The 22,347-nt window shown below is 38.9% G+C and carries 16 protein-coding genes and 1 pseudogene; 10 read left to right on the top strand and 7 right to left on the bottom strand.

The genetic code is table 11. The features are described from left to right. From BGP15_RS04875 to BGP15_RS04850, 6 genes are all read right to left on the bottom strand, one after another. On the bottom strand, positions 1 to 806 hold an 806-nt coding region (locus BGP15_RS04875), incomplete at its 3' end, for a sulfatase-like hydrolase/transferase (RefSeq protein ID WP_286768849.1). Continuing rightward, positions 793 to 2,196 carry an alpha-L-fucosidase gene (locus tag BGP15_RS04870; protein ID WP_286768848.1) on the bottom strand — a complete coding sequence of 468 codons (1,404 nt, stop codon included), beginning with the start codon at positions 2,194 to 2,196 and terminating at the stop codon, positions 793 to 795. The genes BGP15_RS04870 and BGP15_RS04875, both read right to left, overlap by 14 nt. Further along, positions 2,183 to 3,661, bottom strand: a complete 1,479-nt coding sequence (locus BGP15_RS04865; RefSeq protein ID WP_286768847.1) for a RagB/SusD family nutrient uptake outer membrane protein — start codon at positions 3,659 to 3,661, stop codon at positions 2,183 to 2,185. The genes BGP15_RS04870 and BGP15_RS04865 overlap by 14 nt, the downstream gene beginning before the upstream one ends. A gap of 11 nt (positions 3,662 to 3,672) precedes the next feature. After that, positions 3,673 to 6,963 carry a TonB-dependent receptor gene (locus BGP15_RS04860; protein WP_286768846.1) on the bottom strand — a complete coding sequence of 1,097 codons (3,291 nt, stop codon included), beginning with the start codon at positions 6,961 to 6,963 and terminating at the stop codon, positions 3,673 to 3,675. A gap of 158 nt (positions 6,964 to 7,121) precedes the next feature. Beyond that, positions 7,122 to 8,297, bottom strand: a complete 1,176-nt coding sequence (locus BGP15_RS04855; RefSeq protein WP_286768845.1) for a FecR family protein — start codon at positions 8,295 to 8,297, stop codon at positions 7,122 to 7,124. 45 nt (positions 8,298 to 8,342) lie between these two features. Continuing rightward, entirely contained in the window at positions 8,343 to 8,936 is a 594-nt protein-coding gene (locus BGP15_RS04850) for an RNA polymerase sigma factor (RefSeq protein ID WP_286768844.1), read from the bottom strand. Positions 8,937 to 9,194: 258 nt separating this feature from the next. Here BGP15_RS04850 and BGP15_RS04845 point away from each other — a divergent pair. Beyond that, positions 9,195 to 9,305 (top strand): annotated as a pseudogene (locus BGP15_RS04845) (YWFCY domain-containing protein); the annotation flags it as partial. 143 nt (positions 9,306 to 9,448) lie between these two features. On the opposite strand, the gene pdxR reads toward BGP15_RS04845, so the two are convergent. Continuing rightward, entirely contained in the window at positions 9,449 to 10,870 is a 1,422-nt protein-coding gene (pdxR, locus tag BGP15_RS04840; RefSeq protein ID WP_286768843.1) for a MocR-like pyridoxine biosynthesis transcription factor PdxR, read from the bottom strand. Between the two features lie 99 nt (positions 10,871 to 10,969). Here pdxR and BGP15_RS04835 point away from each other — a divergent pair, with 99 nt between their 5' ends. The 9 genes from BGP15_RS04835 to BGP15_RS04795 all read left to right on the top strand — a co-directional run bounded on the left by BGP15_RS04835 (position 10,970) and on the right by BGP15_RS04795 (position 21,969). Next, entirely contained in the window at positions 10,970 to 11,470 is a 501-nt protein-coding gene (locus tag BGP15_RS04835; RefSeq protein WP_286768842.1) for a cupin domain-containing protein, read from the top strand. A gap of 123 nt (positions 11,471 to 11,593) precedes the next feature. After that, the gene (locus BGP15_RS04830) at positions 11,594 to 12,388 is read left to right on the top strand and encodes a dihydrodipicolinate synthase family protein (RefSeq protein ID WP_286768841.1); all 795 of its coding nucleotides are present in this window, start codon (positions 11,594 to 11,596) and stop codon (positions 12,386 to 12,388) included. Between the two features lie 27 nt (positions 12,389 to 12,415). Then, the gene (locus BGP15_RS04825) at positions 12,416 to 12,637 is read left to right on the top strand and encodes a thioredoxin domain-containing protein (RefSeq protein WP_286768840.1); all 222 of its coding nucleotides are present in this window, start codon (positions 12,416 to 12,418) and stop codon (positions 12,635 to 12,637) included. 85 nt (positions 12,638 to 12,722) lie between these two features. Next, positions 12,723 to 13,043, top strand: a complete 321-nt coding sequence (locus BGP15_RS04820) for a 2Fe-2S iron-sulfur cluster-binding protein (RefSeq protein WP_286768839.1) — start codon at positions 12,723 to 12,725, stop codon at positions 13,041 to 13,043. A gap of 364 nt (positions 13,044 to 13,407) precedes the next feature. Continuing rightward, positions 13,408 to 13,974, top strand: coding sequence for an RNA polymerase sigma factor (locus BGP15_RS04815; protein ID WP_286768838.1), 567 nt, complete (start codon positions 13,408 to 13,410; stop codon positions 13,972 to 13,974). Between the two features lie 84 nt (positions 13,975 to 14,058). Continuing rightward, positions 14,059 to 15,093 (top strand): FecR family protein, encoded by a 1,035-nt coding sequence (locus BGP15_RS04810; RefSeq protein WP_286768837.1) that lies wholly within the window; start codon positions 14,059 to 14,061, stop codon positions 15,091 to 15,093. Positions 15,094 to 15,238: 145 nt separating this feature from the next. After that, complete coding sequence (locus BGP15_RS04805) at positions 15,239 to 18,700, top strand: SusC/RagA family TonB-linked outer membrane protein (protein WP_286768836.1); 3,462 nt, start codon at positions 15,239 to 15,241, stop codon at positions 18,698 to 18,700. A 23-nt stretch (positions 18,701 to 18,723) separates the two neighbouring features. After that, positions 18,724 to 20,505, top strand: coding sequence for a RagB/SusD family nutrient uptake outer membrane protein (locus BGP15_RS04800; RefSeq protein ID WP_286768835.1), 1,782 nt, complete (start codon positions 18,724 to 18,726; stop codon positions 20,503 to 20,505). A 15-nt stretch (positions 20,506 to 20,520) separates the two neighbouring features. Next, a complete protein-coding gene (locus BGP15_RS04795) occupies positions 20,521 to 21,969 on the top strand; it encodes an arylsulfatase (protein ID WP_286768834.1) in 1,449 nt (482 codons plus the stop codon). Positions 21,970 to 22,347: the final 378 nt, after the last annotated feature.

Genomic DNA, 22,347 nt, shown 5'->3' with positions numbered 1-22,347 from the left:
TGCACTGCATAGTTGGAAAAATGAAGGAAAAAAGGTTCCTTACGGCGTATAGGTTCTTCGAGTGCCTTGAGGGCTTCCCGAGTCAGCGCTTCTGTTAGGAATGTGGAAGTACCATGATATTCCATAAGGTCGGGAACTGCCTGATAACCTGCTTTACCAGGAAGGTTACCGTAATTCTGCTCGCCATAGTAGTTTTGTGGGTGCCCAGCGGAGTGTCCTGCAATATTGACCATAAAACCCAAATTTAAAGGGCTGGCACCAGGTGTTCCGGCAGATCCCCAATGTGCTTTGCCCACATGAATGGTATAGTAACCATTGGCCTTAAGGATGCTTGGAAATGGAGTAGCATATATCGTATGTGGTATATTGGGCACAGGACTTAGTCCGTTGATATTCCAATCCGGTGGATTCAACAATTCATCTTTGCTATCGGTCGGGGTGTCAGCTTTGGGATGGGTCCAATTGGTGACACGATGATGAGCAGCATTTAAACCGGTCAGAAAGCTCACCCGGGAAGGTGTGCACACCGGTGTTGCATACGCATTGGTAAATTTAATGGCTTCTTTGGCCAATGTTTCCAGATATGGGGTATGAAACTTTTCGTTGATCGGTGTTTTGACCTTGTAAAATGGTTCGGACATGTCCTGCCAACCGAGGTCATCCACAAAAAACACGACAATATTGGGGCGTTCTGTTGTGGAACCAAGTTGTGCCTTGCTTTGGCTCTGCGCCTGCTGCAATAACCCTAAATTTGTAAGCAGGGTCACTAATAGGATAAATTTGCTATTTTTCTTAGAAAGTATCATAAGCATTAAAAGTATGAATAATCGGTTGGCCAATGGCCTTATCTATTGTTAATTTAATTTGTGTACAATGAATCGGGCCTTTCAATTGAATGATACATTTGTTACCAACGGATGAACCCGTAAATAGTGTTTGCCATCCCTGCTTTGTTTTCGCAGTGATGTGGAAAGCACGTATACGTTGTCCTTGATCAAGGCTTTCTTCAATCATTAACTGGCTAACAGCTTTTGATTTTTTAAAGCGAATAAGCTCTTGTTTTGGGTCTAGATCCTTTATCGGACTACCATATTGACGTTTGATCTCACTTCCAAGTTCTTCTAATCGCCGCCGATCTATTTGTGGTACAAGCCCCAGGGTGTCGGGTGTAACTCCTAAGATCAATGTTGCATTTCTGCCAACAGATTTTTGATACATATCCACAAGGTGGTTAAGAGAAAATATCGAATTTTCGTCATTTGGCTCCCAAAACCATTCGTGTCGACCGTTTGCTCCGCGGAGCGGGGCATCAGCCATTGCAGGTATAAAATAGGTTCCATCCGGATCACCGGTTTTTAAGAGTAAGAAATCGTTTGCGGAAATTGCCCTTGGACAACTCTCTCCTGCACCGGTATAAGGAAAAGGAAACATCGACCAGCACGGATAATGTACTGTTCCAGACTCTGAACCGCCCCATCTTGCTTCTGCCAGTTCGTCGTTATGATAAAAAAGGCAATTAGGTTGATATTTTTTTACAATTTGGAGCACATTTGGAGCACCTTTTTCAGGGCTGCTGGCTCCTCCATCAAACCAAATCTCAAACAGTGGACCGTACCATGTGCATAGCTCCTGTACCATTCCCTCGACCATTTTATTATAGTATTTTTGCCGTTCTATTTGCTGCTGTCCGGTACCGATTGCTTTAAAATCGTGAATACCAAGGTAAGCGTTCCAACGAATCCCTACATAAATACCTGGTTTTATCCCGTGTTTGATACAGGCTTTTATAAAATCACCAACAAGATCTTCTTTCCCGTTTTTCCACCCTAAAGCACTCGTATTATAGGGATTGACTTTCGAAGGATAAAGGGCAAATCCAGTTTCATGAGTCGCGGTAATGAGTGCGAATTTAGCCCCGGCTAGTTTTGCGCTCAGTACCCATTGTTCGACATCCAGTTGTTGCGGTTGGAAGATGTGAATATCAGGAATCGGAACAATGCGATTGGATTGCTGTTGGTATGCCTTCCGGTCAAAAACATGCAGATCATAGTGAAAGATGATACCGAATTCGGCTCTTTGCCATTCTAGCTGCTGTTTATTTGGGATGGCGACAACTTGAGCATGTATGCTTGGACAGGAAAGCCCAAGCATCAACATAAACAGCAATATATGGTGGTATGGTTTAGTAACCGTCATTTTGTGTTAAATTTGGGTTTGCATCAATTTGTTGGAGCGGAATTGGGTAAACGACTTGGTATTCTTTGGCGGCATAACCTCGGTCTTTGGCTGACTGGATAAATTTTCCATGTCGAATCAAGTCTTCGCGACGCAATCCTTCAGAAAAGAATTCACGCCCGCGTTCTGCCAGTAGAAAATCACGTAACAATAATTTATTACTATAGTCTGCTAATTTAAGTAAACTTGTATTGGCACGTTGACGAACCTGATTGATGAGATCGATACTTTCCTGATTAGGACCATTTAGCTCATTTAGTGCTTCAGCACGACTTAAAAGAACATCGGCATAACGTATGTAGACAATATCGTTACCCATATTTTCGCCCACACCGTTTGGATCTGGCCAGTATTTGAAACTTCGTACATCATTGAGGGCCTTACCATTGTTATCCTCGAGCAATTCCACATTCTTACCCGAGATATCGGTATAATTTCGTATGAGAAGTTCACGTCTTTTATCGTTCGATTCAAAGGTTTTGTAAAATGCACTATACGTACGGAATTGTGCACCAAAATTGACCCAGTTGGTGAGAATAGGGTAGTTTGGCGGGAAAGCATGTGCCATGTAGTTATTTTGATAGCCTGCCTGCGCGATACAAGGTGCCCTAAAGATGTATTCTTTATTGCTTTCACCTTCAATGGCAAAAAGCCGTGGATAATTACTATACAGTTCATATTGATGAAGGTCTATAATTTCCTGAGTGACATCGGTCAGCTTTTTCCAATTTTTTTCTTTGAGATAAATCTTCATTAAATACCCAAGAGCGGCACCTTTTGTTGCCCTGCCTATTGGACTTTCTGTAAGCGGTAAATATTGTTTGGCAAATTCAAGATCACTGATGATATAGTTGACAAAGGCATCTCGATCGGCTCTTTTGGCATTTTTTCCAATTTCTTCGATCTCTTGGGGACTAGCTCCGACAGGGATATCAATCAAAGGTGTAGGACCGAATAAATTATAGAGGAAATAATACGATGATGAGCGGATAAATTTGGCTTCGGCTTGTATTTTGTTGAGTTTGGCCGGGTCTAAGCCGTTGAGCTGATTGGATAGAATGATAACCGAATTTGCACTGGCAATTGCCTTATACATTTTCTCCCAGAATGAATTTAGAAAGCTATTATTGACAGACCAATTAAATTGGATAAATGGAGCAGCATCTTTTTCAAGCCCACCGCCCGTTTCAAAAGCAATATCTGTGTTGAACTCATTCATCATATAGGTATAGTTACGATGATCATAAGCAATAATACGGGATTGCGCGTAAGCTCCTGTAAGCAGTGCATCAATGCCGGTCTCATCGGCCAAGAATTTGTTGGGGTCGTATTCTGTATATACTTCTTCTTTCAAAAATGAATTGCAGCCTATCGTCGATAAGGACAGCAATAGTATGGTGAGATATTTAAGTTTTAATGTTGTCATGTTAGTCGAATTTAGAGTGTAAGGTTTAATCCCAATCGAATCGTACGTGCTAAGGGATAGCTATTGTAGCTCACTTTGGAAACGGCATTAGTTCCTGTCGCACTTGCGTCAGGATCATAACCTTTATATTTGGTCCAAGTTGCCAAATTTTCTAGTGCCAGAAATATATTGACACGATTAACTGATTTTCCATTTTTTAATACCTCGTAGTTTAAATTGATATTTTTGAGTCTTAAAAACGATGCATCTCTTACAGTCATTGAATTGATAATATAGTCGCCACCATAGGCTGTAGGGTTTACGCCGCTCGGATATTGATTGGTTGGGTTTTCTGGTGTCCACCTATTCAGGTAGTATTCGGATAGCCTGTTGCGGTATTCGTTGGTAGGATAGAGGGTTTCGGTGATATTGGCGTCTAACATACTAATTCCGCCTACGTATTGAAGTAGGAAGTCCAGTGAAACATTTTTGTACTTGAACGTATTGGAAAAGCTCAGATTGATGGAAGGAAAAGGTTTTCCTAAAATGGTTCGATCTTTTAAGTCTATTTTGCCATCTTGGTTCTGATCTTTAAAGCGAATATGCCCCGGCTTTGCTTCAGGTTGTGCTGAATTTTTTATCTCCGCATCGTTCTGAAATATTCCCTCCGTCTCATACCCATAGAAAGATAACATGGGTTGACCCCGTTCTACAAGTTGATAGTTGGAGATAAAACTGGCAATAGATCCCGTAATAAGTTGTGGAATAAAATCTGGTAGTTCTTTGACTTCATTTTTTAGTAAGGCCACATTAAATAGACTGTTCCATTGCCATTGATCACGAATAATATTTTTGCTGTTTAACTGGAAATCAATACCACGGTTTTCAACATTTCCAAAATTGACCATGTAGTTGCTAAAACCCACCACTGAAGAAATGGGTTTACTGAATAGTTGATCCATAGTGTTACGTTTGTAAGCGTCGACAGATCCCGTAATTCGCCCACGCAGAAGCTCAAAATCTAATCCTAGATTTATTTCTTCCGTAGATTCCCACCGTAGATTTTTATTAGGTAGTCTCGCGGGGACAACACCCTGATAAATCTTATCACCAAAGATAGCATTTCCCGACGCGACCAAGGTGTTGATTGTTTGGTAATTGTCTATTCCTTGGTTTCCTAATCGTCCATATCCAAATCTCAGTTTAAGCGTGGTACCATTTTCTTTCAAATGGGAAAGAAAATCTTCATCCGTTAATTTCCAGGCAAAAGCTCCGGAAGGAAAAAATGCAAACTTGTTTTCTTCAGAAAAGCGCGATGTACCATCTGAACGCAAAGAGGCTGTAATAAAATAACGATCGTTAAAATTATAATTGATACGGCCTAATACCCCATTGAGTCTGTTTCGGCTTTTACTAGAACTTACATTGTCGCCTTTATCACCATCTCCACTCTGTAAAAGGTTGTAAGAAGTGACGTCAGATAAAAATTTCATTGAACTGGCTCCCACGCCTTCACTTTGAAACTCTTCAAATGTTGTTCCCAATAAGAAAGCCAATTGATGTTTTCCAATTTTTTTATTGTAGTTGAGTAAAAACTCGCCCAACCATTGGTGGCCACTTGACGCATTTTTTGAACCCAATCCGCCATTGGCAAGACCGTTTATGGTCGATCGGTCCGTATAGCTTGAATTCATCATGTTGGCGGTACTTCCGCCAACACGTAATGTTGCTGTAAAATCGGTAAAAGGTTTAATTTCTGCGGTAATCAATCCGTAAAATGTATTGGAGATATTTCTGTTCTCCTTACCATTGATTAGGGCCAGTGGATTGTCTAAAGCGATAAAATTATTAAGGTAGTATCGACCCTGTTCATTGAGGTATGCCGGTAGCGTGGGGTCAAATTGCAGTGCGCTATTGAGCGGGCCCGCGGCTTCATTCACTCCATTGGATGTATAGATTGCTTGCTGGTTACCACGGGTATAATTTCCGTTTATATTGAATTTTATATAATCCTTTGGTCGAAATTCCAGATTTGTTCTGAAATTAATTTTAGCATAGCCCGAGTTTTTTACTAGACCATCTTGGTTGAAATAATTTAGAGCGGTATAGAAATTACTCTTATCCCCACCGCCGGAAAAGCTAAGTTGATGATTCTGTACGACCGCATTTTTTCTAAATATTTCATTCTGCCAATTGGTTCCTTCTCCCATGTTGTTGATCTGGTCTTCCGTAAAAATGGCGTCTTTGTTTGCATCTTTTCGGATAGCATTCAGAACTTGCATGTACTGCTTTCCGTTAAGGACATCCAATTTTTTTGATACATTTTGAAACCCGATATAACTATCATATTTCGCTATAGTTGTGCCAGATTTTCCTTTTTTTGTTGTAATAAGCACTACACCGCTTGCAGCACGAGTACCATAAATCGCGGCTGCTGAGGCATCTTTTAAGATGTCTATTGATTCGATATCATCCGGGCTTAAGCTACTTGGATCGATACCAGGTAGCCCATCTACGACAATCAAGGCATCATTACTACTATTGATGGAACCTGCACCCCTGACCTGTATTTTGGTTCCTGCCCCAGGCGCCGAATTGGTTTGGCTGATGGTTACACCTGGTGCCTTACCATTGATCAACTGAAGGGCGTTGATGTTTGATCCTTGCGTGAAATCCTTAGCTTGAACGGCAGAAATTGAACCTGTGAGGTCTGATTTTTTTTGAACACCATAGCCCACAACAACGACTTCTTCCATTTCATTGATTTGAGGCTCTAAAGTAATGTCGAGCTGTTGGGACCGTTGAAAAGATATTGTTTTCTCTTTAAATCCAATAAAATTAATGCGAAGCTCACCACTGGACGGAGTCTTGGCAAATTGAAAATCACCATGTTCGTCTGTCGCCACAGATTGTCCGGTACCGACGAGCAGAATAGTGGCTCCGGCAATAGGCTTTCCAGTATTGTCTTTTAATTTGCCCCGAAGATCCTGTTGAAATGTATTGTCTTTTCCAGCTGTGGTTGAAGCAGAAGCATTGGGATGGATCAAAATTGCATTATTACGCACGCTATAGGTCAATTGCTGATCGGCTAGTAATATGCGTAGAGCTTCGGCTAAAGGCTTGTTGGTAATGCTGAGATTCATTTTTTTGTCTTCATCAATTTGTTGAGAATTGTAAAGAAAGTCTTTGCCACTCTGTTTTCTAATCTTTGTTAAAATAGATTTGAAGCTTTCCCCTTTCACATGTAGCGAAATGTTTTGTCCATAACTATTTGCACTGACATGGAACGTGGCTATTACTAGAAACAGGATAATCAGTTTCATAAAAATCATAGTTTTTACGATAATCCTGGTCGTAGGATATCGAAATGAATAAGAAGTTTTATACATTTGAACTGGATAAATTGATTAATAATTTTCGTTTTGTTGGTCGTTATCTAACTGCGGGAGTGTTGGAGCACTTCCGTTTTTTTATTTAAAGTTTATTTATTGGTTACATAAATGCCTCCTTCTTTTATGTTGAATCTCAGGTTGGAAACTTCCTCTAGATTGTTGAGTAGATCACTTAGATCATTGGTGCGTCGATAGGTTCCTGAAAATCTATCCCCGCTTTGTGAGTTGATCTTAATAAATTTAACATCATACCAGTCTCTAATTTGTTCGGTTAATTGATAAATATCCACATTCTCGAATTTAAAATAACCTTGCTGCCATGCCAGGATATCCGTTGTATCTATTTCGGTTTTTTTAGGTGTTGCAGTTTTTCCGTATGCTTGCTGCCCAGGAGAAAGGTGGATCACAGTCATTGGACTACTAACCTTTACTTTCCCTTCCAGTAATGAAATCCTTTCTATACTGTTAGGGTAACTTTGGATATTAAAATGTGTTCCCAGCACCTCGGTCGTATAATGTAAACCTTGTACAGAGAAGGGCTGTCGATCGAGATGAGTGACCTCAAAATATCCTTCGCCGACTAATTGTACCTGACGTTCCTTTTCATTAAAGCTTCTCGGAAACGTAATCTGTGAATTGCTATTGATCCATACTTTTGAACCGTCAGGTAGAACAAGTGCTTGTATTTGCCCTTTTTGGGTTTGAATTGTCAATTTCGTGTTGTTGGCTAAAACATGTTTGTCGTCTTGTCGAAAAACAAGAGTGCCCGCTGAATCCTTGACAATCCCATAGGTTTTGAACTCGGATTGCTTCAATGGGATGTTGTTGCCGTTAGTATTGTTGCTGGCATAAATGAGACCGCTATGTTTTTTCAGAAAGATTTGATTTACTATAGTGTTGTGTTGAGGGGTCTCATCCTTATTTTTGTCGGTAAGCGTAAATAAAAGTGCTGCAAGAGAAATTATACCAATGAAAATGGCTGCATAAGGAAGGATGGTTTTCCAACGGCTATTTTTTATGGCATCAGTTTGATACGGGGTATCTTGAACTAAATGCGCGCGGATGTTGGACCAAATCTTGTCTTTTTTATTTTTTTCTAATGAAACTTCTTTGGAATATTTGAGGTAAAAGCTGTCAAATTTAGCCAAAAGATCGGCACTAGGATTATTAGTCAGCAGAAATATTAATTGTTGTTCCTGTTCTGGACTAAGCTTATTTTCGAGATAGTCTTTGACTAAGTTTTCAAACTCAGAATTGGTCATCATGATATTGGTCTTTATTATAAGAACAATATTGTGCAGGGGTAAGGACTAGTCGATGAAAAAAAAAGTGAAAAATAAAAGGGGATAGATGATCGAAGAATCTTCTGGAGTACGCTTGAGTTCTTCTTTGATAAATTTTAAAGAAGACACCAAATGATTTTTTACTGTATTTGTGGAAATGGATAATTGCTGTGCTATTTCCTGATGTGACAGTCCCTCGAATCGACTCATACGAAATACGAGCTGCTGTTTCGCGGGGAGCTTTTGAACCAATTGTTCCAGCGCTTCGTTCACTTCTTTTTCCGCCAGAGGGTCTTGCTCAAAAATATGATCATGAAAGCTTTCAATTTGCAACGGTTCAAAGATATTATGATATCTTTGAAGCTGTTTGAGCTTATTGAAACACTTATTTCGGCTTATCACATATATAAATGTCCGGATATTACTTTCTGTGTTTATTTTTTCCCGTGATTCCCACAATTGGAGAAAAGTATCTTGTACAATTTCTTCGACCACATGCTCATCCTTTAAAATATGAAAAGCAAACTGATAAACCATTTGCGCATACTTTTCGTAAAGTACCTTCAGGGCAATTTGATTACCCGCGAATAATTTTTGCAATATGGCGATATCTTCGTTCAAGTTTAAATTAAGTGAGGTAGTTGTTTTTTTAGGTATTGATCTATTTTTTTATTGTAAAATAAGCTTCCAATATTGTAATAAGACTATCAATAAGCTAAGATAATAAAAATAGTAATAATAATTCCACAACATTATTATCGGCTTTTTATAAAATCAGTGAGCCACGATAGTTAAAAAAATGTTAGTCTTGTGACTCAAGTTTAAAGCATCAAAAGTCGATGAATAAAAGAAATCTATTTTATGTAAGCACTGTCATAGTTGTTTTCTATTACTATTTACACTAAAATCTTTGCCTTAATCCTGCTGGCGCCAAGATGTCTCGGCATTAAGGGCGTAAAGAATGAAAAGATAACATGGCGCAAAATATACCACTGCTAAAGCTATCTGAAGACATTGCTACTTGATTTTATATTTTGATACAACAAGCTGAATAGATTAAGTTTTCCCATGAAAACTTTTAACCAAAAATGATATGGTTTTTAAGTTAAGATATTGCGCGATATCGTTACATTTTACAACATTTTTGCCAAAGCTATAATTCCCTCTTCCAACTCTCTTTCAGAAAGGGAGCCGTATCCCAATCTTATACCATTAATGGTTTCATCAAAGCTGTAATTATCAGGAGTAAATATTATGATGCCATTGCTTTTTAATTTCTCGGAAATCTCTAACCAATCGACTTGATTATTTGGTACTACCCAAAAAGCCAAACCTCCATCCGGAATTGAATAAGTAGCTTTGTTTTTGATGTGTTTTTTCAGTAAAGTAGCCGTAAAATCCCTTTTAGCTTTGTAGTGATTTGTTGCTTTTTTAATATGTCGCTTTATAGTGCCGTCTTTAATGAGTTGCAAAACAGCTTGTTCCATAATATTGTCACCCTGAACATCAATAATCTTTCTCAAATTGCCCACTTTTTCTATCAAAGAATTGTCGTTGCTTGCCAAATAACCAATACGTAGAGCAGGCGCAACAACCTTACTCATTGTACCTATATAAACGTAGTTTTTCAGTTCTGTAAAGCTTGACAAAGGTAACACTGGACGATACCCAAAATGAAACTCATTATCATAATCATCTTCAATAATCGTAAACCCGTATTTGTTGGAAAGCCGTATCAATTCCAGTCTCCTTTTTAAGCTTAATGTTGTAGTAGTTGGGTATTGGTGGTGCGGTGTAAGGTAAATGGCCTTTATTTTTTTGCCAGATTTCAGATAAGAAACAACATCATCAATCATTAAGCCTTCCTTGTCTACCCTTGCAGGCAATAGCTTTGCACCTGCATTTTCAAACGCCTTCCATGCGGGTTTATATCCAGGGTTTTCAATTATCACATGATCATTTTTTTTAAGTAATTGTTGTGCCGTTAGGTACATCGCCATTTGACTTCCACGAGTGATGCAAATGTTGTGCACATCGATCTGCATCCCCCTTTGATAGTTGAGCATTTGAACAATGGATTTTCTGAATTCTAAATCTCCCAATTCATTAGTGTATCCCATCATCCTCCACCTTGCATTTTGGTTGAATATTTGGCGGTATGCCCTTGCCAGTTCTGTAATGGGAGCAATTTTACTGTCAGGGTATCCATCGTCAAATTGTAAATGATAGTACTTATTTAATGTGCTTTTTTCAAAAGAAATTGCATCGCTTCTTTTTTGCGTTTCTTGGAAATTGGGCAATGTATCTGCAATAAACGTACCCTGTCTTTCTTTCGAAACTAACCATCCTTCTATAATCAATACGTTAAGCGCTTCTACAACAGTATTTCGATTGAGCTTTAAAAGTTGAGCAATGTTTCTAGTTCCTGGCAAAGCATCACCAGCTTTTAATCTACCCGATTGAATATCATTTATAATAGCATCAGCAATTTGAAGATAAATAGCTTTATCAGACTTCTCATCTAACTGCATTTCAAAATTCCATGTTCTTAGCATCTGGACTACCTTTAATTACAATAACTGTATCATATAAGCAGTCCAAAGTTACAATACTTTTGTATTGCAATAGTGCAATAACATTATAATTTTTCAATTATGTCAAAATTAGAAACAGCGACGGAAGTAAAAAAAGCAATCCATGCAGAACAAAAGCAATTCAGTTCAAAGGATTTCCACCAGACATTTGCGAGACCGACATTTGTGAAAACATCACACGTTCTTCACAAAAATGTTGAAAATGCAGGTGTACACAATCAGTTTTCGGAAGAAAGAAAGCATCCTGTTTTCTTTGTGGACTTACCGAGCAAAAACGTCAGTATGACTATCGGCGGTTTGTTGCCCGGACAAAAAACACACAAACATCGTCACACTTACGAAACAATATTGTATGTGCTTGAGGGCAAAGGTTCAACGCTTGTAGAAGATGAAATTGTACAATGGGAAACAGGCGATGCCGTTTATATTCCGTCTTGGGCATGGCATCAGCACCAAAATTTAAGTGATAGCGAACCTGCCAAATACATCGCTTGTGAAAATGCACCACAACTACAAAACTTGGGAGTAGCGTTGCGTGAAGAAGAAGGCAGAGATTTTTAACTTTTAAAAACACGATAATAAATGAACAACGTACCATTTAAAGGTGTAATTGCTTATCCGCTTACACCATTTGATAATAATGAGCAAATTGACATTCCCTTATTCAAAAAGCAGGTAGAGTGATTGGTAACAACAGGTGTACACGCTATAGCTCCATTGGGAAGCACAGGCGTAATGCCTTATCTCAACGATACTGAAAAGGAGGCCATAACCGAAGCGACTATGCAACAGGTAGCAGGCAGAGTGCCTACATTGGTGGGAGTTTCTAACCTTACTACAGAGAAAACCGTTTACCACGCACAATTTGCAGAAAAAGCTGGTGCAACGGCGGTAATGGTTATTCCGATGAGCTATTGGAAATTGTCCGATGACGAAATTGTAAAGCATTACGATGCAGTTGCTTCCAAAATTTCTATTCCAATAATGGCCTATAATAATCCTGCTACAGCTGGTGTGGATATGTCGCCTACATTATTGAAGCGATTATTGCAAATTCCGAACGTTACAATGATAAAGGAAAGTACAGGGGATATTCAACGGATGCATTATTTAAGAAAAGAGTTAGGCGAAGAAGTAGCATTTTTCAACGGTTCTAATCCCTTAGCATTGGCTGCATTTGCAGCAGGTGCTAGCGGATGGTGTACCGCAGCTCCCAATCTGATACCTGAACTCAACATAGCTCTTTATGATGCGGTTCAGGAAAATGATTTGAAAAAAGCCCAAAAAATATTCTACAAACAGGTTGATTTGTTGAAATTCATTGTTGCAAAAGGTTTACCACGCTCTATAAAGGCGGGTTTAGATTTATTAGGAGTCGGTGGAGGTAACTTTAAAAGCCCTATAAAATCGCTTAGTAAAAATGAAATAGTAGAGTTAGACGAAATACTTTCAGCAATACAAGGCGAAGTCTATCAATAGTAATAATATAATTTTAAACAAGTTGAAATGAAAAAAGCAATTTTTTATCACGCAGGCTGTCCTGTTTGTGTAAGCGCAGAACAGGATATTTTAAATTTAATACCTAAAAATGAGGTTAATGTAATTCATTTAGGGAAAGATAAAGAAAAAGTGAAAAACGCAGGTGTAAAATCTGTTCCTGCATTGGTTTTGTCTAACGGCAATGTGCTACATATCAACTTTGGCGCTTCAATAGAAGATTTAAAGTAATCACAATCCATAAAGCCCGAAAGCAGTAAAGACTTTCGGGTTTTATACGTTATTGTTTCATTGATAAATTAAAAAAGTAATTTATATGAAAGAAGAAATTAAACTTACCGAAACTAAGCAAGAGAAAGATGTGGAAGTAACCTTGACATTGGATGGCCATACAAGGCACATCCAATGGAATAGACAAATACCTTTGCTTGATGCGATGCTCATTGCAGGAGTTGACGTACCACATTCCTGTTGCAGCGGTATGTGTGGAACTTGTGTATGTAAATTGCAAGAGGGTGAAGTCCGTTTAAAAAGGAATTTGGTTTTGTCGGAAGCTCACATACAGCAAGGTTTGATTTTGGCTTGTGTGTCTGCTCCTATAACAGACAGCATCAAAATAAACTATGACGAGTTTTAGGGCGCTTGCGGCTTTTGTTTAATTTTAAACCTTGTTTAAAAAATAAATCGCCTAAAAATGGACAATTTGACTATCAACGACTGATTTACTGGCCCTTTTAACCTCTTTAAATTAGCCTTTCTAGAAATAGTCGGCTTGCTTTAGGGGTAGCGCCAGGAAAATAGCATTTACGGCAAACCAAAAAAGTAAGACTGGCGGGGTCTTTATCCCGATTGTAAAGTCCAATTATTACAGCAGTTGGTCGATAAGAAAATGATATAGTGATTAGCAAGTATTGAGCAGATAATGCTTTTTTTAAAATTCTTATATTCTTGCAAAAATTGATATCTTTATTTCTCATAGACCATTTCATATTTTTATTTAAATGCAAAAGTTGAATCAAGATCCCTTTTTATGGACTGAATTGCGGTATGCAATTGTATTTGATCGAGACCAGCTTGCATTTAAAACTTTATTTAAAAAATTTTATCTCGATTTATATGACTTTGGCTACGCAATTATTAAGTCACCAGTTCCAGTTGAGGATATTATTTCAGAAATTTTCATGAAATTGTGGCTATTGGAAGATAAATTAATGGAAATTGAAAACATTAAAACTTATCTTTTTAGGTCTGTAAGAAATAATGCCATTAAGCATCTTGAAAGACAACATACCCATGTGGATATTTCAGAAATTATTGACTTTAACTATCAATATCCAAGTGTGGAGCAAGAATATATTTCCAGCGAAAACCTGAAAATTATACAACAGATCATCGATGAATTGCCTTCCAAGTGCAAAATGGCTTTTACTTTAGTCAAGGAGCTTGGCTTTACCTATCATGAAACGGCTGCCATCATGGAAATTTCTACGAATACCGTTGACCGACACATTCAACTGGCTCTCCGTCGTTTAAGAGATTCTATTACTTGTAAAAAAATAAACAGCTAGAAATTAGTGTTTTAAAATTATTTTAAATTTCTATTGGTGAGATTTGTCTGTAATTGGCTCTTATATTAAAGACTCAAAAGTAAGATGGATCAAGATCAATTTCTAACATTATTAAACAAAGAAATTCAGGGTAAACTCACACCCGAAGAGAAGTTACTGTTTGAGAAATTGATCATTGACAATCCAGATCACCAACTCCTTTATCATTTTATTAAAAATCGGCAAGGAATTGCGTCATCAACCATCGAAAAAACTGAAATGGCATTTGATCAGCTATGGAAGAAATTGGAAGGCAGTACCCCCGAAGACATTCCAATAAGAAGTAGGGTAAAAAAACGCTATCTCTTTTATCTAGTAGCTGCTAGTATTGCAATCTTCTTTTTTGTTGGTATGTGGCGGTATTTGTCTCAACAAGAAGTTGTTGAGTATAGAATGAGTTATAGCAGCAATAAGGGCGAGAAACGGATAATTAGCCTGCCTGATGGGAGTACCGTTTGGTTAAACGGTGATAGTAAACTCTACCTGGCTACAGATTTCAATAAAAAAGAACGTCGGGTAAAACTGGTGGGAGAGGGCTTCTTTGCTGTTGCCAAAGATAAAAAACATCCATTTATTGTCTCTTGTAAGGATTCCGAGGTAAAAGTATTGGGAACAAAATTCAATATCAGAGCGTATCAGGATGAGAATAAAACACAGACTTCTCTTGTGGAAGGGGCTATCGAATTGAAAAGCCAAAATAGTGACGAAACGTATAGGATGGTACCCGGAGAAAAGCTAACCATAGCCCACCATTCAATAGGATCAAAGTTCAGTGATAAGAGCGGCACAAATACGGTAAAACGGACAGCACTTATTGTTCAGAACGGAGAAAAAATGCCCTCCGAAGCATTGTGGCTTGAGAATAAACTTTCCTTTGAGGCCGATCCGATGAATATTGTCGCGTCCAAAATAGGTAAATGGTATAACAGAAATATCGTAATCGATAATACTGAACTGGAGAAAACCACGTTTACCGGGACTATGGAGAATTATAGCCTAGAGATGGTTTTAAAGACTATTTTATTAGCCAATCCAAAGCTACATATCAGAGAAGAAAACGAATCAATTATTTTATATTAACCCTAAATAAACGATAATGAAAGATTATACATAAAGTTTCAAAAAAGGATACACCCAATGATGTATCCTTCGTGTTCATGAAATAAGAGTGCGAAGTCCGTGAGAAAGATAAAGCACTCTATGGTTCCATAATCAATTTAAAACTATGAAAAAAAATTTACATGGTCAGGTATTTTTTGCACGAAAATCTAGCACCATTAAATATGCATTAATGACAAAATTAACATTAGCGCTCACTTTTGCATTTACAGTAAAGGTCTTCGGAATAAGTACCAAAGCACAGGAAAAGGTATCCCTAAAAATAAAAAATACCGATCTTAAGACTGTTTTAAAAACCATCGAAAAGCAGACGAAAGTCAAATTTATATATTTTGACAACGTCATCGCCAATAAAAGCCTTCCCCTTATTTCTGTCGAGAACCAAAATTGGACCAACGCTTTAGCGCCATTGCTGAATAGATTTCAGCTCCGGATGGAAAATATGAATGAAAACACCTATGTGATCACTGTCAACAATAAAGAAGTCCAAGGGCTCGATATCAAAGGAAAGGTGTTAGATCGGCAGGGCTTACCTTTATCGGGTGTCACCGTAGTCGAAAAGGATAAGGATCGCGGTACAAGTACAAACGATAAGGGCGAATTTAATCTAAAAGTAAGCGGGCCAAATGCCATTTTATTTATCAGCAATGTAGGCTTTATCAGCCAGGAGATTCCGGTTAGCCAATCATTTATGAATGTTGTCCTCCAGGAAGATCTGACCTCCTTGGAGGAAGTTGTTGTTGTTGGTTACGGTACACAACGGAAAGCAAATCTTACAGGGGCTGTCGCCTCAGTTGATATGGAAAAAGTGTTGGGAGATCGACCCGTAAGCAGCAGCTCCCAAGCATTACAAGGGGCTTTACCTGGTTTACAAGTTACTTTTGGTGGAGGACGTCCTGGCACATCGACAGAACTAAATATTCGTGGAGTTACTTCCATAAATGGTGGTAGCCCCTTGGTATTGGTCGACAACGTTCCTATGAATATGGACGATATAAACCCCAAGGATATCTTAAATGTCACCGTATTGAAAGATGCTGCCGCTTCTTCTATTTATGGCGCTAGAGCAGCCTTTGGGGTCATTCTGATCACCACAAAGAAAGGATCCAGAAATCAGCCGACCAGCATCAATTACTCCAGCAATCTAACTTGGAGCCGTCCTTCAACACTCCCTGAAAAAGCGAGTCCACTTGAATTTGTGCAGGCATTAAAAGACTTTGGGAATACTTCAAATTGGGCAGGACAAAATGTCGATACCTGGCTTGATTTATTAAAAGGCTATAAAACGGATCCAACAAAGTATCCTGATGGAATAGCCGTGGTAAATAACACAAAATATCCCTTAAAGGAGTACGATTTATACAATGAGGTATTCCAGACTGGATTTGAACATTTGCACAATCTTTCTATTAGAGGTGGTTCGGAAAAGATTGCGTATAGGCTTTCTGGTATGTATAGCAACGAAGATGGTATTATGATTACCAAAAAAGATAGCTATAGCAGATATAATTTCAATGCTTATCTAAACGCCGAATTGTTCAAGAATTTTAATGCGAGTGTCAATGTCTTTTATAAAAAGGATAATCGCCTTACCCCAGCCAATATGGGGGAAATGTTTTATCGGGCTCTGACATTCGGGTCATATCTTAATCCCGGCGAGACGATAGCTAGCGATGGGAAATCTATACCATACGGTACGCCCAACAATTATTTAAAATATGAAGATCCTTCGCGCAGATATGAAGAAAATCTTAGACTCTTTGGTAAGCTGGAGTATAATCCCTTGCCGGGCTGGAATATCACTGCTGAATATACTTTCAGTAAGAATAATCTGAACAATAAAAATGCGCAGAACAGAAATAGGTATATGAATCCAAATAATTTTAATACGGAATACCTTTTTAATCAAGATTTTTATACCCGTTCTAATTCCCTGACAGACTATAATGCTTTAAATCTCTATACGAGTTATAGCCGTGCATTGGATGATCATAATCTGAAAGTTTTGGTGGGAACAAATTATGAGAAAAGTTATAACGAATCATTTTCAGCAACAAGATATGGAATTTTAAGTCCTGAATCTCCCTCCTTGGGCACAAGTACAGGAACGCAAAATACATCCGATAGTTTTAGTCAGTATGCTATTCTAGGCTACTTTGGCAGAATTAACTATGATTATAAGAATCGTTACCTATTGGAATTGAATGGTCGACTAGACGGTTCCTCCCGTTTCCTCAAAGGCAGCAGATTTGGCTTTTTTCCATCCGTTTCTGCTGGTTGGAATGTTGCTGAGGAACAATTTATGAGGGGTTTAAAAAATAGTATTCCAATGTTGAAGTTCAGGGCTTCTTATGGAGAAATCGGTAACCAGGTCGTATTTGATACCAATAAAAATCAAGTTTATTTTCCTGCGATACCTCAGATGGGAACAGGTAATGCAAATTGGATTGATCCGAATACTGGCATCCGATACCTGACAATAAATCCACCAAATTTAATCAGTTCTACTTTTTCCTGGGAAAAGGCGCGTACTCTAAATTTCGGTGTTGACATCGCTTTGTTCAATAGCAAATTGAACGGAAGTTTTGACTGGTTTAGACGTCAGACGATAGGTATGCTTTATCAGGGAGCCGACCTACCGGCAGTTTTGGGGTCACAGCCTCCATTCCAGAATATTACGGATCTTGAATCAAAGGGATGGGAGCTGGAACTTTCCTGGAAAGACAAGATTAAAGATTTTAAATATTCATTTGCATTCAATCTTTCAGATAATAGAGGTTTCATTACCAAAATCAATAATAGTGCTGGCTTGATCGATGGCTTCTACAAAGGAAAAGAACTCGGTGAAATATGGGGATATGTTACAGACCGTTATTATACGGGAGATGATTTTCAGGAAAATAGTTTAAATGCCAGTTTGGTAAATGGAAAGTTAAAAGATGGAATCCCGTATTTCAAAGGTGTTGCCCAAAATCCTGGAGATGTTAAATATGCTGATTTAAATGGTGATGGTATCATCTTCAGTGGTACAGGCACTGTATCCGATCCTGGTGATATGAAGGTTATTGGTAATAATAATAGGCGGTTTCAATTCGGTCTTAACAGTAATTTCTCTTATAAGAATATTGATTTGAGCGTATTTATACAGGGGGTAGGAAAGCGGGATCTTTGGTTGAGCAATTTCTTGATGTGGCCATATAATAACGAATTCGGTACGCTCTATAAGGGTAATCTAGATTATTGGACGCCGAACAATACTGATGCGGCATATGCGCGTGTCTATGCAAATGCAGGTTTAAATACATCAGCGAATCGAAGAACACAGACCAAATACCTCTCAGATGGCTCCTATCTTCGGGTGCGAAATATTACACTTGGCTATACCCTCGACAGAAAGACTTTACGAAGCAAAGTGATCGACAATATCAAGGTATTTGTTTCGGGCGAAAATTTATTTAAAGCTGATCACATGCCAAAAGGGATGGAGGCCGATGGTGAAAACATCGGGTCGGGAGGTATTTATCCATTCCTGAAAAAGTACAGTTTCGGCGTTAATGTCACGTTTTAAATCTTCAAAAACCGCAGAATATCATGAAAAAGAAATTTATCCACTATATCCTTTGTCTGGGGCTAGCCACATCGTTAACAAGCTGCAGCAATTTACTGGATCTCGATCCGGAAGGTACATTGACAGAGCAAAGTACTTTCACAAACTATAACAATTTTATTTCCTATGCTTGGCAATTCTATGGCACGTTTCCTGGCTATAGCAATGCTGTGCCCGATGCTGAGGTCAACGGCGACCTATTTGCCAAAGCTCAGGCAAACGCCACTTCTGATTGGGCTTGGCAGCGAATGGTCGTCCCATCAACAAGTAACGATTACAGTAATCCATTTGTGCAGATACGATCTATCAATGTTCTTTTGGATAATATTGAGCAAGCCAGCCAGCTATCTGAACCGGAAAAGAAGCATATTCGTAGTATTGGCTACTTTTTCAAGGCTTACCAATATATGGATCTCCTCAACAAATTTGGTCAGGCGATCTGGGTAGAGCGTACGATTAACGATGGCGATACCGATGTTCTGTACGGTACCCCTGGAACTCGTGATGAAATCGCTGCCCACATCGTTGACATGCTCAGCTATGCCGGAGAAAATATCAAAGAAAATGGGGATGGACCCAATACCGTCAATCGTAAGGTTGTCTTGGCACTGACAGCCCGTTTTGGCCTACGCGAGGGAACTTGGAGGAAATACCATCAACTTAAAGACGCAGAGAAATACCTAAAATTGTCAACTGCAGCAGCCGAAAAAATTCTATCCAGTACGATACCGCTACTGAGCAATTACGACCTGCTGTTCAACAGTGAATCATTGGCAAATGTCGCTGAGGTTTTTCTTTATAAGCAGTATGAGTTGAATCAGATTACACATGGTCTAGCATCGTTGGCGCGTAATTCTTCGGGCAGATGGGATCTCACCAAGAAAGCGGTGGATATGTATCTGATGAAAGATGGGAAAACACGCTGGGTGAGTCCAACATTTGCTGGTGATGAAAGTGCATATACTGAATTCCGGAACCGTGATACTCGTCTATACTTTACCATTCCGCCTCCCTATAAAGTTAAAATGGGGAAAACAAATATGCTTTGGGAGTATTCCGATGATCCGAAGGACCGGGAATATATCGATTTGATGGCCACACTATCAGACGACAAACATAAAACTTTACCCTGGATGAACTGGGAAGGTCTCATATTGAAAGAGGAACCACATTATGCCGATTTCACCAACGGACAGCCATATAGTGTAAGCTATACCGGATATCGGTTTTACAAATTCAGTAATAAGATCAATAGGATCCAGAATGTTGATATCAACGATGCTCCTATATTTAGGCTTGGGGAATTGTTGGTCGGATATGCTGAAGCAAAATATGAATTGGGAGAGATCAACCAGCAAATTATCGATCAAACGATAAATAAATTAAGGTCACGCGCTGGAGTGGCTTCTCTGGAGTTAACGGCAATTCCACCCGATCCCAAACGCGATGAGACGGTAAGTCCGGTGCTGTGGGAAATACGTCGTGAGCGTGCTGTTGAACTGATGGGTGAAGGGTTTCGTTTTGACGATCTCAGACGATGGAAAAAAATGGATTATGCCATTGCCCCGAAATTAGGGCGATATATAACCAAGGGAGTAGACGTACCTGCTAGTACACCTATTCCCATCGAAAATGGACAGACAAAAGGCTATATCGCCTACGAAGGTAAAGCACCATCTCCTTTTCCTGAATACTATTATTTATATCCGATACCTGCTGCAGAACTGGTACAGAATAAAAGCTTAAAACAGAACGAAGGCTGGTAAAATAATTTATAACAAATGAAAGTATTAACATTGATCGCGCTAAAGAAAACTTTCCTAGTTGTCCTAATCGTGACGTTCACAAGCAGCATTTTCGCACAAAGTGGAAACAAAAGACCGAATATTGTATTTATTATGGCCGATGATCTTGGTTATGGCGATTTGGGGGTGTATGGTCAAGTGAAGATCGAAACCAAACATATCGATTCATTGGCCCAGTCGGGGATGAAGTTTGACAATTTTTATGCAGGCACTTCCGTATGTGCACCATCGCGTTCATCTTTGATGACAGGACAGCATACAGGACACACTTATGTCAGGGGCAATAAGGAAATTGAACCAGAGGGGCAAGAGCCATTGGCTGATTCAGTGCAGACCATCGCTATGTTGCTGCAGAAGGCTGGTTATACTACCGGAGCCTTTGGTAAATGGGGATTGGGCATGGTCGGTACAACTGGTGCACCTGACCAGAAAGGATTTGACGAGTTTTATGGGTACAATTGTCAACGTCAATCACATCGATATTATCCTACCCATCTCTGGCATAATAAGCAACGTATTGAACTTGATGCCAATGGCTTGATGGCACAGGGCCAGTATGCACCTGCATTGATTCAGGAAAGAACCCTTGCTTTTATCGATGCCAACAAAGATAAACCCTTCTTTCTTTTTGTTCCTACTGTGCTACCTCATGCCGAACTTGCAGGACCTGCAGACGAGTACTACATGCAATATGCGGATAAGTTTGATGAGAAGCCTTACCGAGGCAACGATTATGGTCCCAAAGCAACAGTTCCAGGGTATAACAGTGTCGAAAAGCCCCATACGATGTACGCTAGTATGGTAAGTCGGATGGATGCGTATGTAGGACAAATCGTTGAAAGATTACGTCAAAATAATCTGCTAGATAATACAATTATTATATTCACCAGTGATAATGGGGCACATAAAGAGGGGGGAGCAGATCCTAATTTCTTCAATAGTTCGGGGGGATTACGTGGTACAAAACGTGATCTTTATGAAGGCGGTATAAAGACGCCGTTCATTGCTTACTGGCGAGGTAAAATTGCTGCGGGAAAAACATCAAATTATTTAGGCGCTTTTTGGGATATTATGCCAACGATGGTCGAATTAGCCAAAGCAGATAAGCCAAGATATACCGATGGAATTTCTATTGTTCCGACATTGCTGGGTAACAGTAAAAAACAAAAGCAGCATGACTATCTTTACTGGGAATTCCATGAGGACGGAGGACGTCAGGCTGTCCGTAAAGGCAATTGGAAACTTATTTTGCAGAAAGTTATGAGCGGTGCACCAACAATGGAATTGTTTAATCTTAAGCAAGATCCAAAAGAGCAAAATAATATTGCTGCTGATAATCCCAAAAAAGTAATGGAATTACGTCGTCTGATCGAAAAAGCGCATGTTGAAAGCACTATTTTCCCTTTGATTAAAAAGGTTCAATAAATCAAAATCCTTTAATATTAAATTAGCCCGATCTTTTTATAAAAGGATTGGGCTAATTTTCTTTGTAAAATAGTCGATCAACTTGAACCTGAAAATTTTAATTTCCGAAGATTATCTAAAACCAATCGGGAAATCATTTGCCAAAAGAAATCTCCACATCCAAGGGAGTTTACGTTACAGTCTCAGGCAAATAAAAAATGTGAAGTCCTTTCGAACTCCACATTTCTATAATTAGTACACTTTGTGGTACGATGCTGTTACCTCTTTTGTTTTTTCATTTCTTCTATTTCTCGCTTTAGCTGGTCTCGATCTTCTTTCTTGTAAAATTCTAACTCCGTTGCAGAATAATCGTACTTGAATAATCTCGCTTTTATTCTG

It is taken from the genome of Sphingobacterium sp. 40-24, from assembly GCF_001899705.1.
Taxonomy (GTDB): Bacteria; Bacteroidota; Bacteroidia; order Sphingobacteriales; family Sphingobacteriaceae; genus Sphingobacterium; species Sphingobacterium multivorum.
Note: the sequence above shows the minus strand (reverse complement) of the source record. Positions and strands in the feature narration are given on the sequence as shown.

What these genes read in the sequence shown, in the direction of transcription:
- BGP15_RS04835 (WP_286768842.1), top strand. Translation starts at nt 10,970, where the DNA reads ATGTCAAAATTAGAAACAGCGACGGAAGTAAAAAAAGCAATCCATGCA.
- pdxR (WP_286768843.1), bottom strand. Translation starts at nt 10,870, where the DNA reads ATGCTAAGAACATGGAATTTTGAAATGCAGTTAGATGAGAAGTCTGAT.
- BGP15_RS04810 (WP_286768837.1), top strand. Translation starts at nt 14,059, where the DNA reads ATGGATCAAGATCAATTTCTAACATTATTAAACAAAGAAATTCAGGGT.
- BGP15_RS04815 (WP_286768838.1), top strand. Translation starts at nt 13,408, where the DNA reads ATGCAAAAGTTGAATCAAGATCCCTTTTTATGGACTGAATTGCGGTAT.
- BGP15_RS04800 (WP_286768835.1), top strand. Translation starts at nt 18,724, where the DNA reads ATGAAAAAGAAATTTATCCACTATATCCTTTGTCTGGGGCTAGCCACA.
- BGP15_RS04805 (WP_286768836.1), top strand. Translation starts at nt 15,239, where the DNA reads ATGAAAAAAAATTTACATGGTCAGGTATTTTTTGCACGAAAATCTAGC.
- BGP15_RS04855 (WP_286768845.1), bottom strand. Translation starts at nt 8,297, where the DNA reads ATGATGACCAATTCTGAGTTTGAAAACTTAGTCAAAGACTATCTCGAA.
- BGP15_RS04865 (WP_286768847.1), bottom strand. Translation starts at nt 3,661, where the DNA reads ATGACAACATTAAAACTTAAATATCTCACCATACTATTGCTGTCCTTA.
- BGP15_RS04825 (WP_286768840.1), top strand. Translation starts at nt 12,416, where the DNA reads ATGAAAAAAGCAATTTTTTATCACGCAGGCTGTCCTGTTTGTGTAAGC.
- BGP15_RS04870 (WP_286768848.1), bottom strand. Translation starts at nt 2,196, where the DNA reads ATGACGGTTACTAAACCATACCACCATATATTGCTGTTTATGTTGATG.
- BGP15_RS04795 (WP_286768834.1), top strand. Translation starts at nt 20,521, where the DNA reads ATGAAAGTATTAACATTGATCGCGCTAAAGAAAACTTTCCTAGTTGTC.
- BGP15_RS04860 (WP_286768846.1), bottom strand. Translation starts at nt 6,963, where the DNA reads ATGAAACTGATTATCCTGTTTCTAGTAATAGCCACGTTCCATGTCAGT.
- BGP15_RS04820 (WP_286768839.1), top strand. Translation starts at nt 12,723, where the DNA reads ATGAAAGAAGAAATTAAACTTACCGAAACTAAGCAAGAGAAAGATGTG.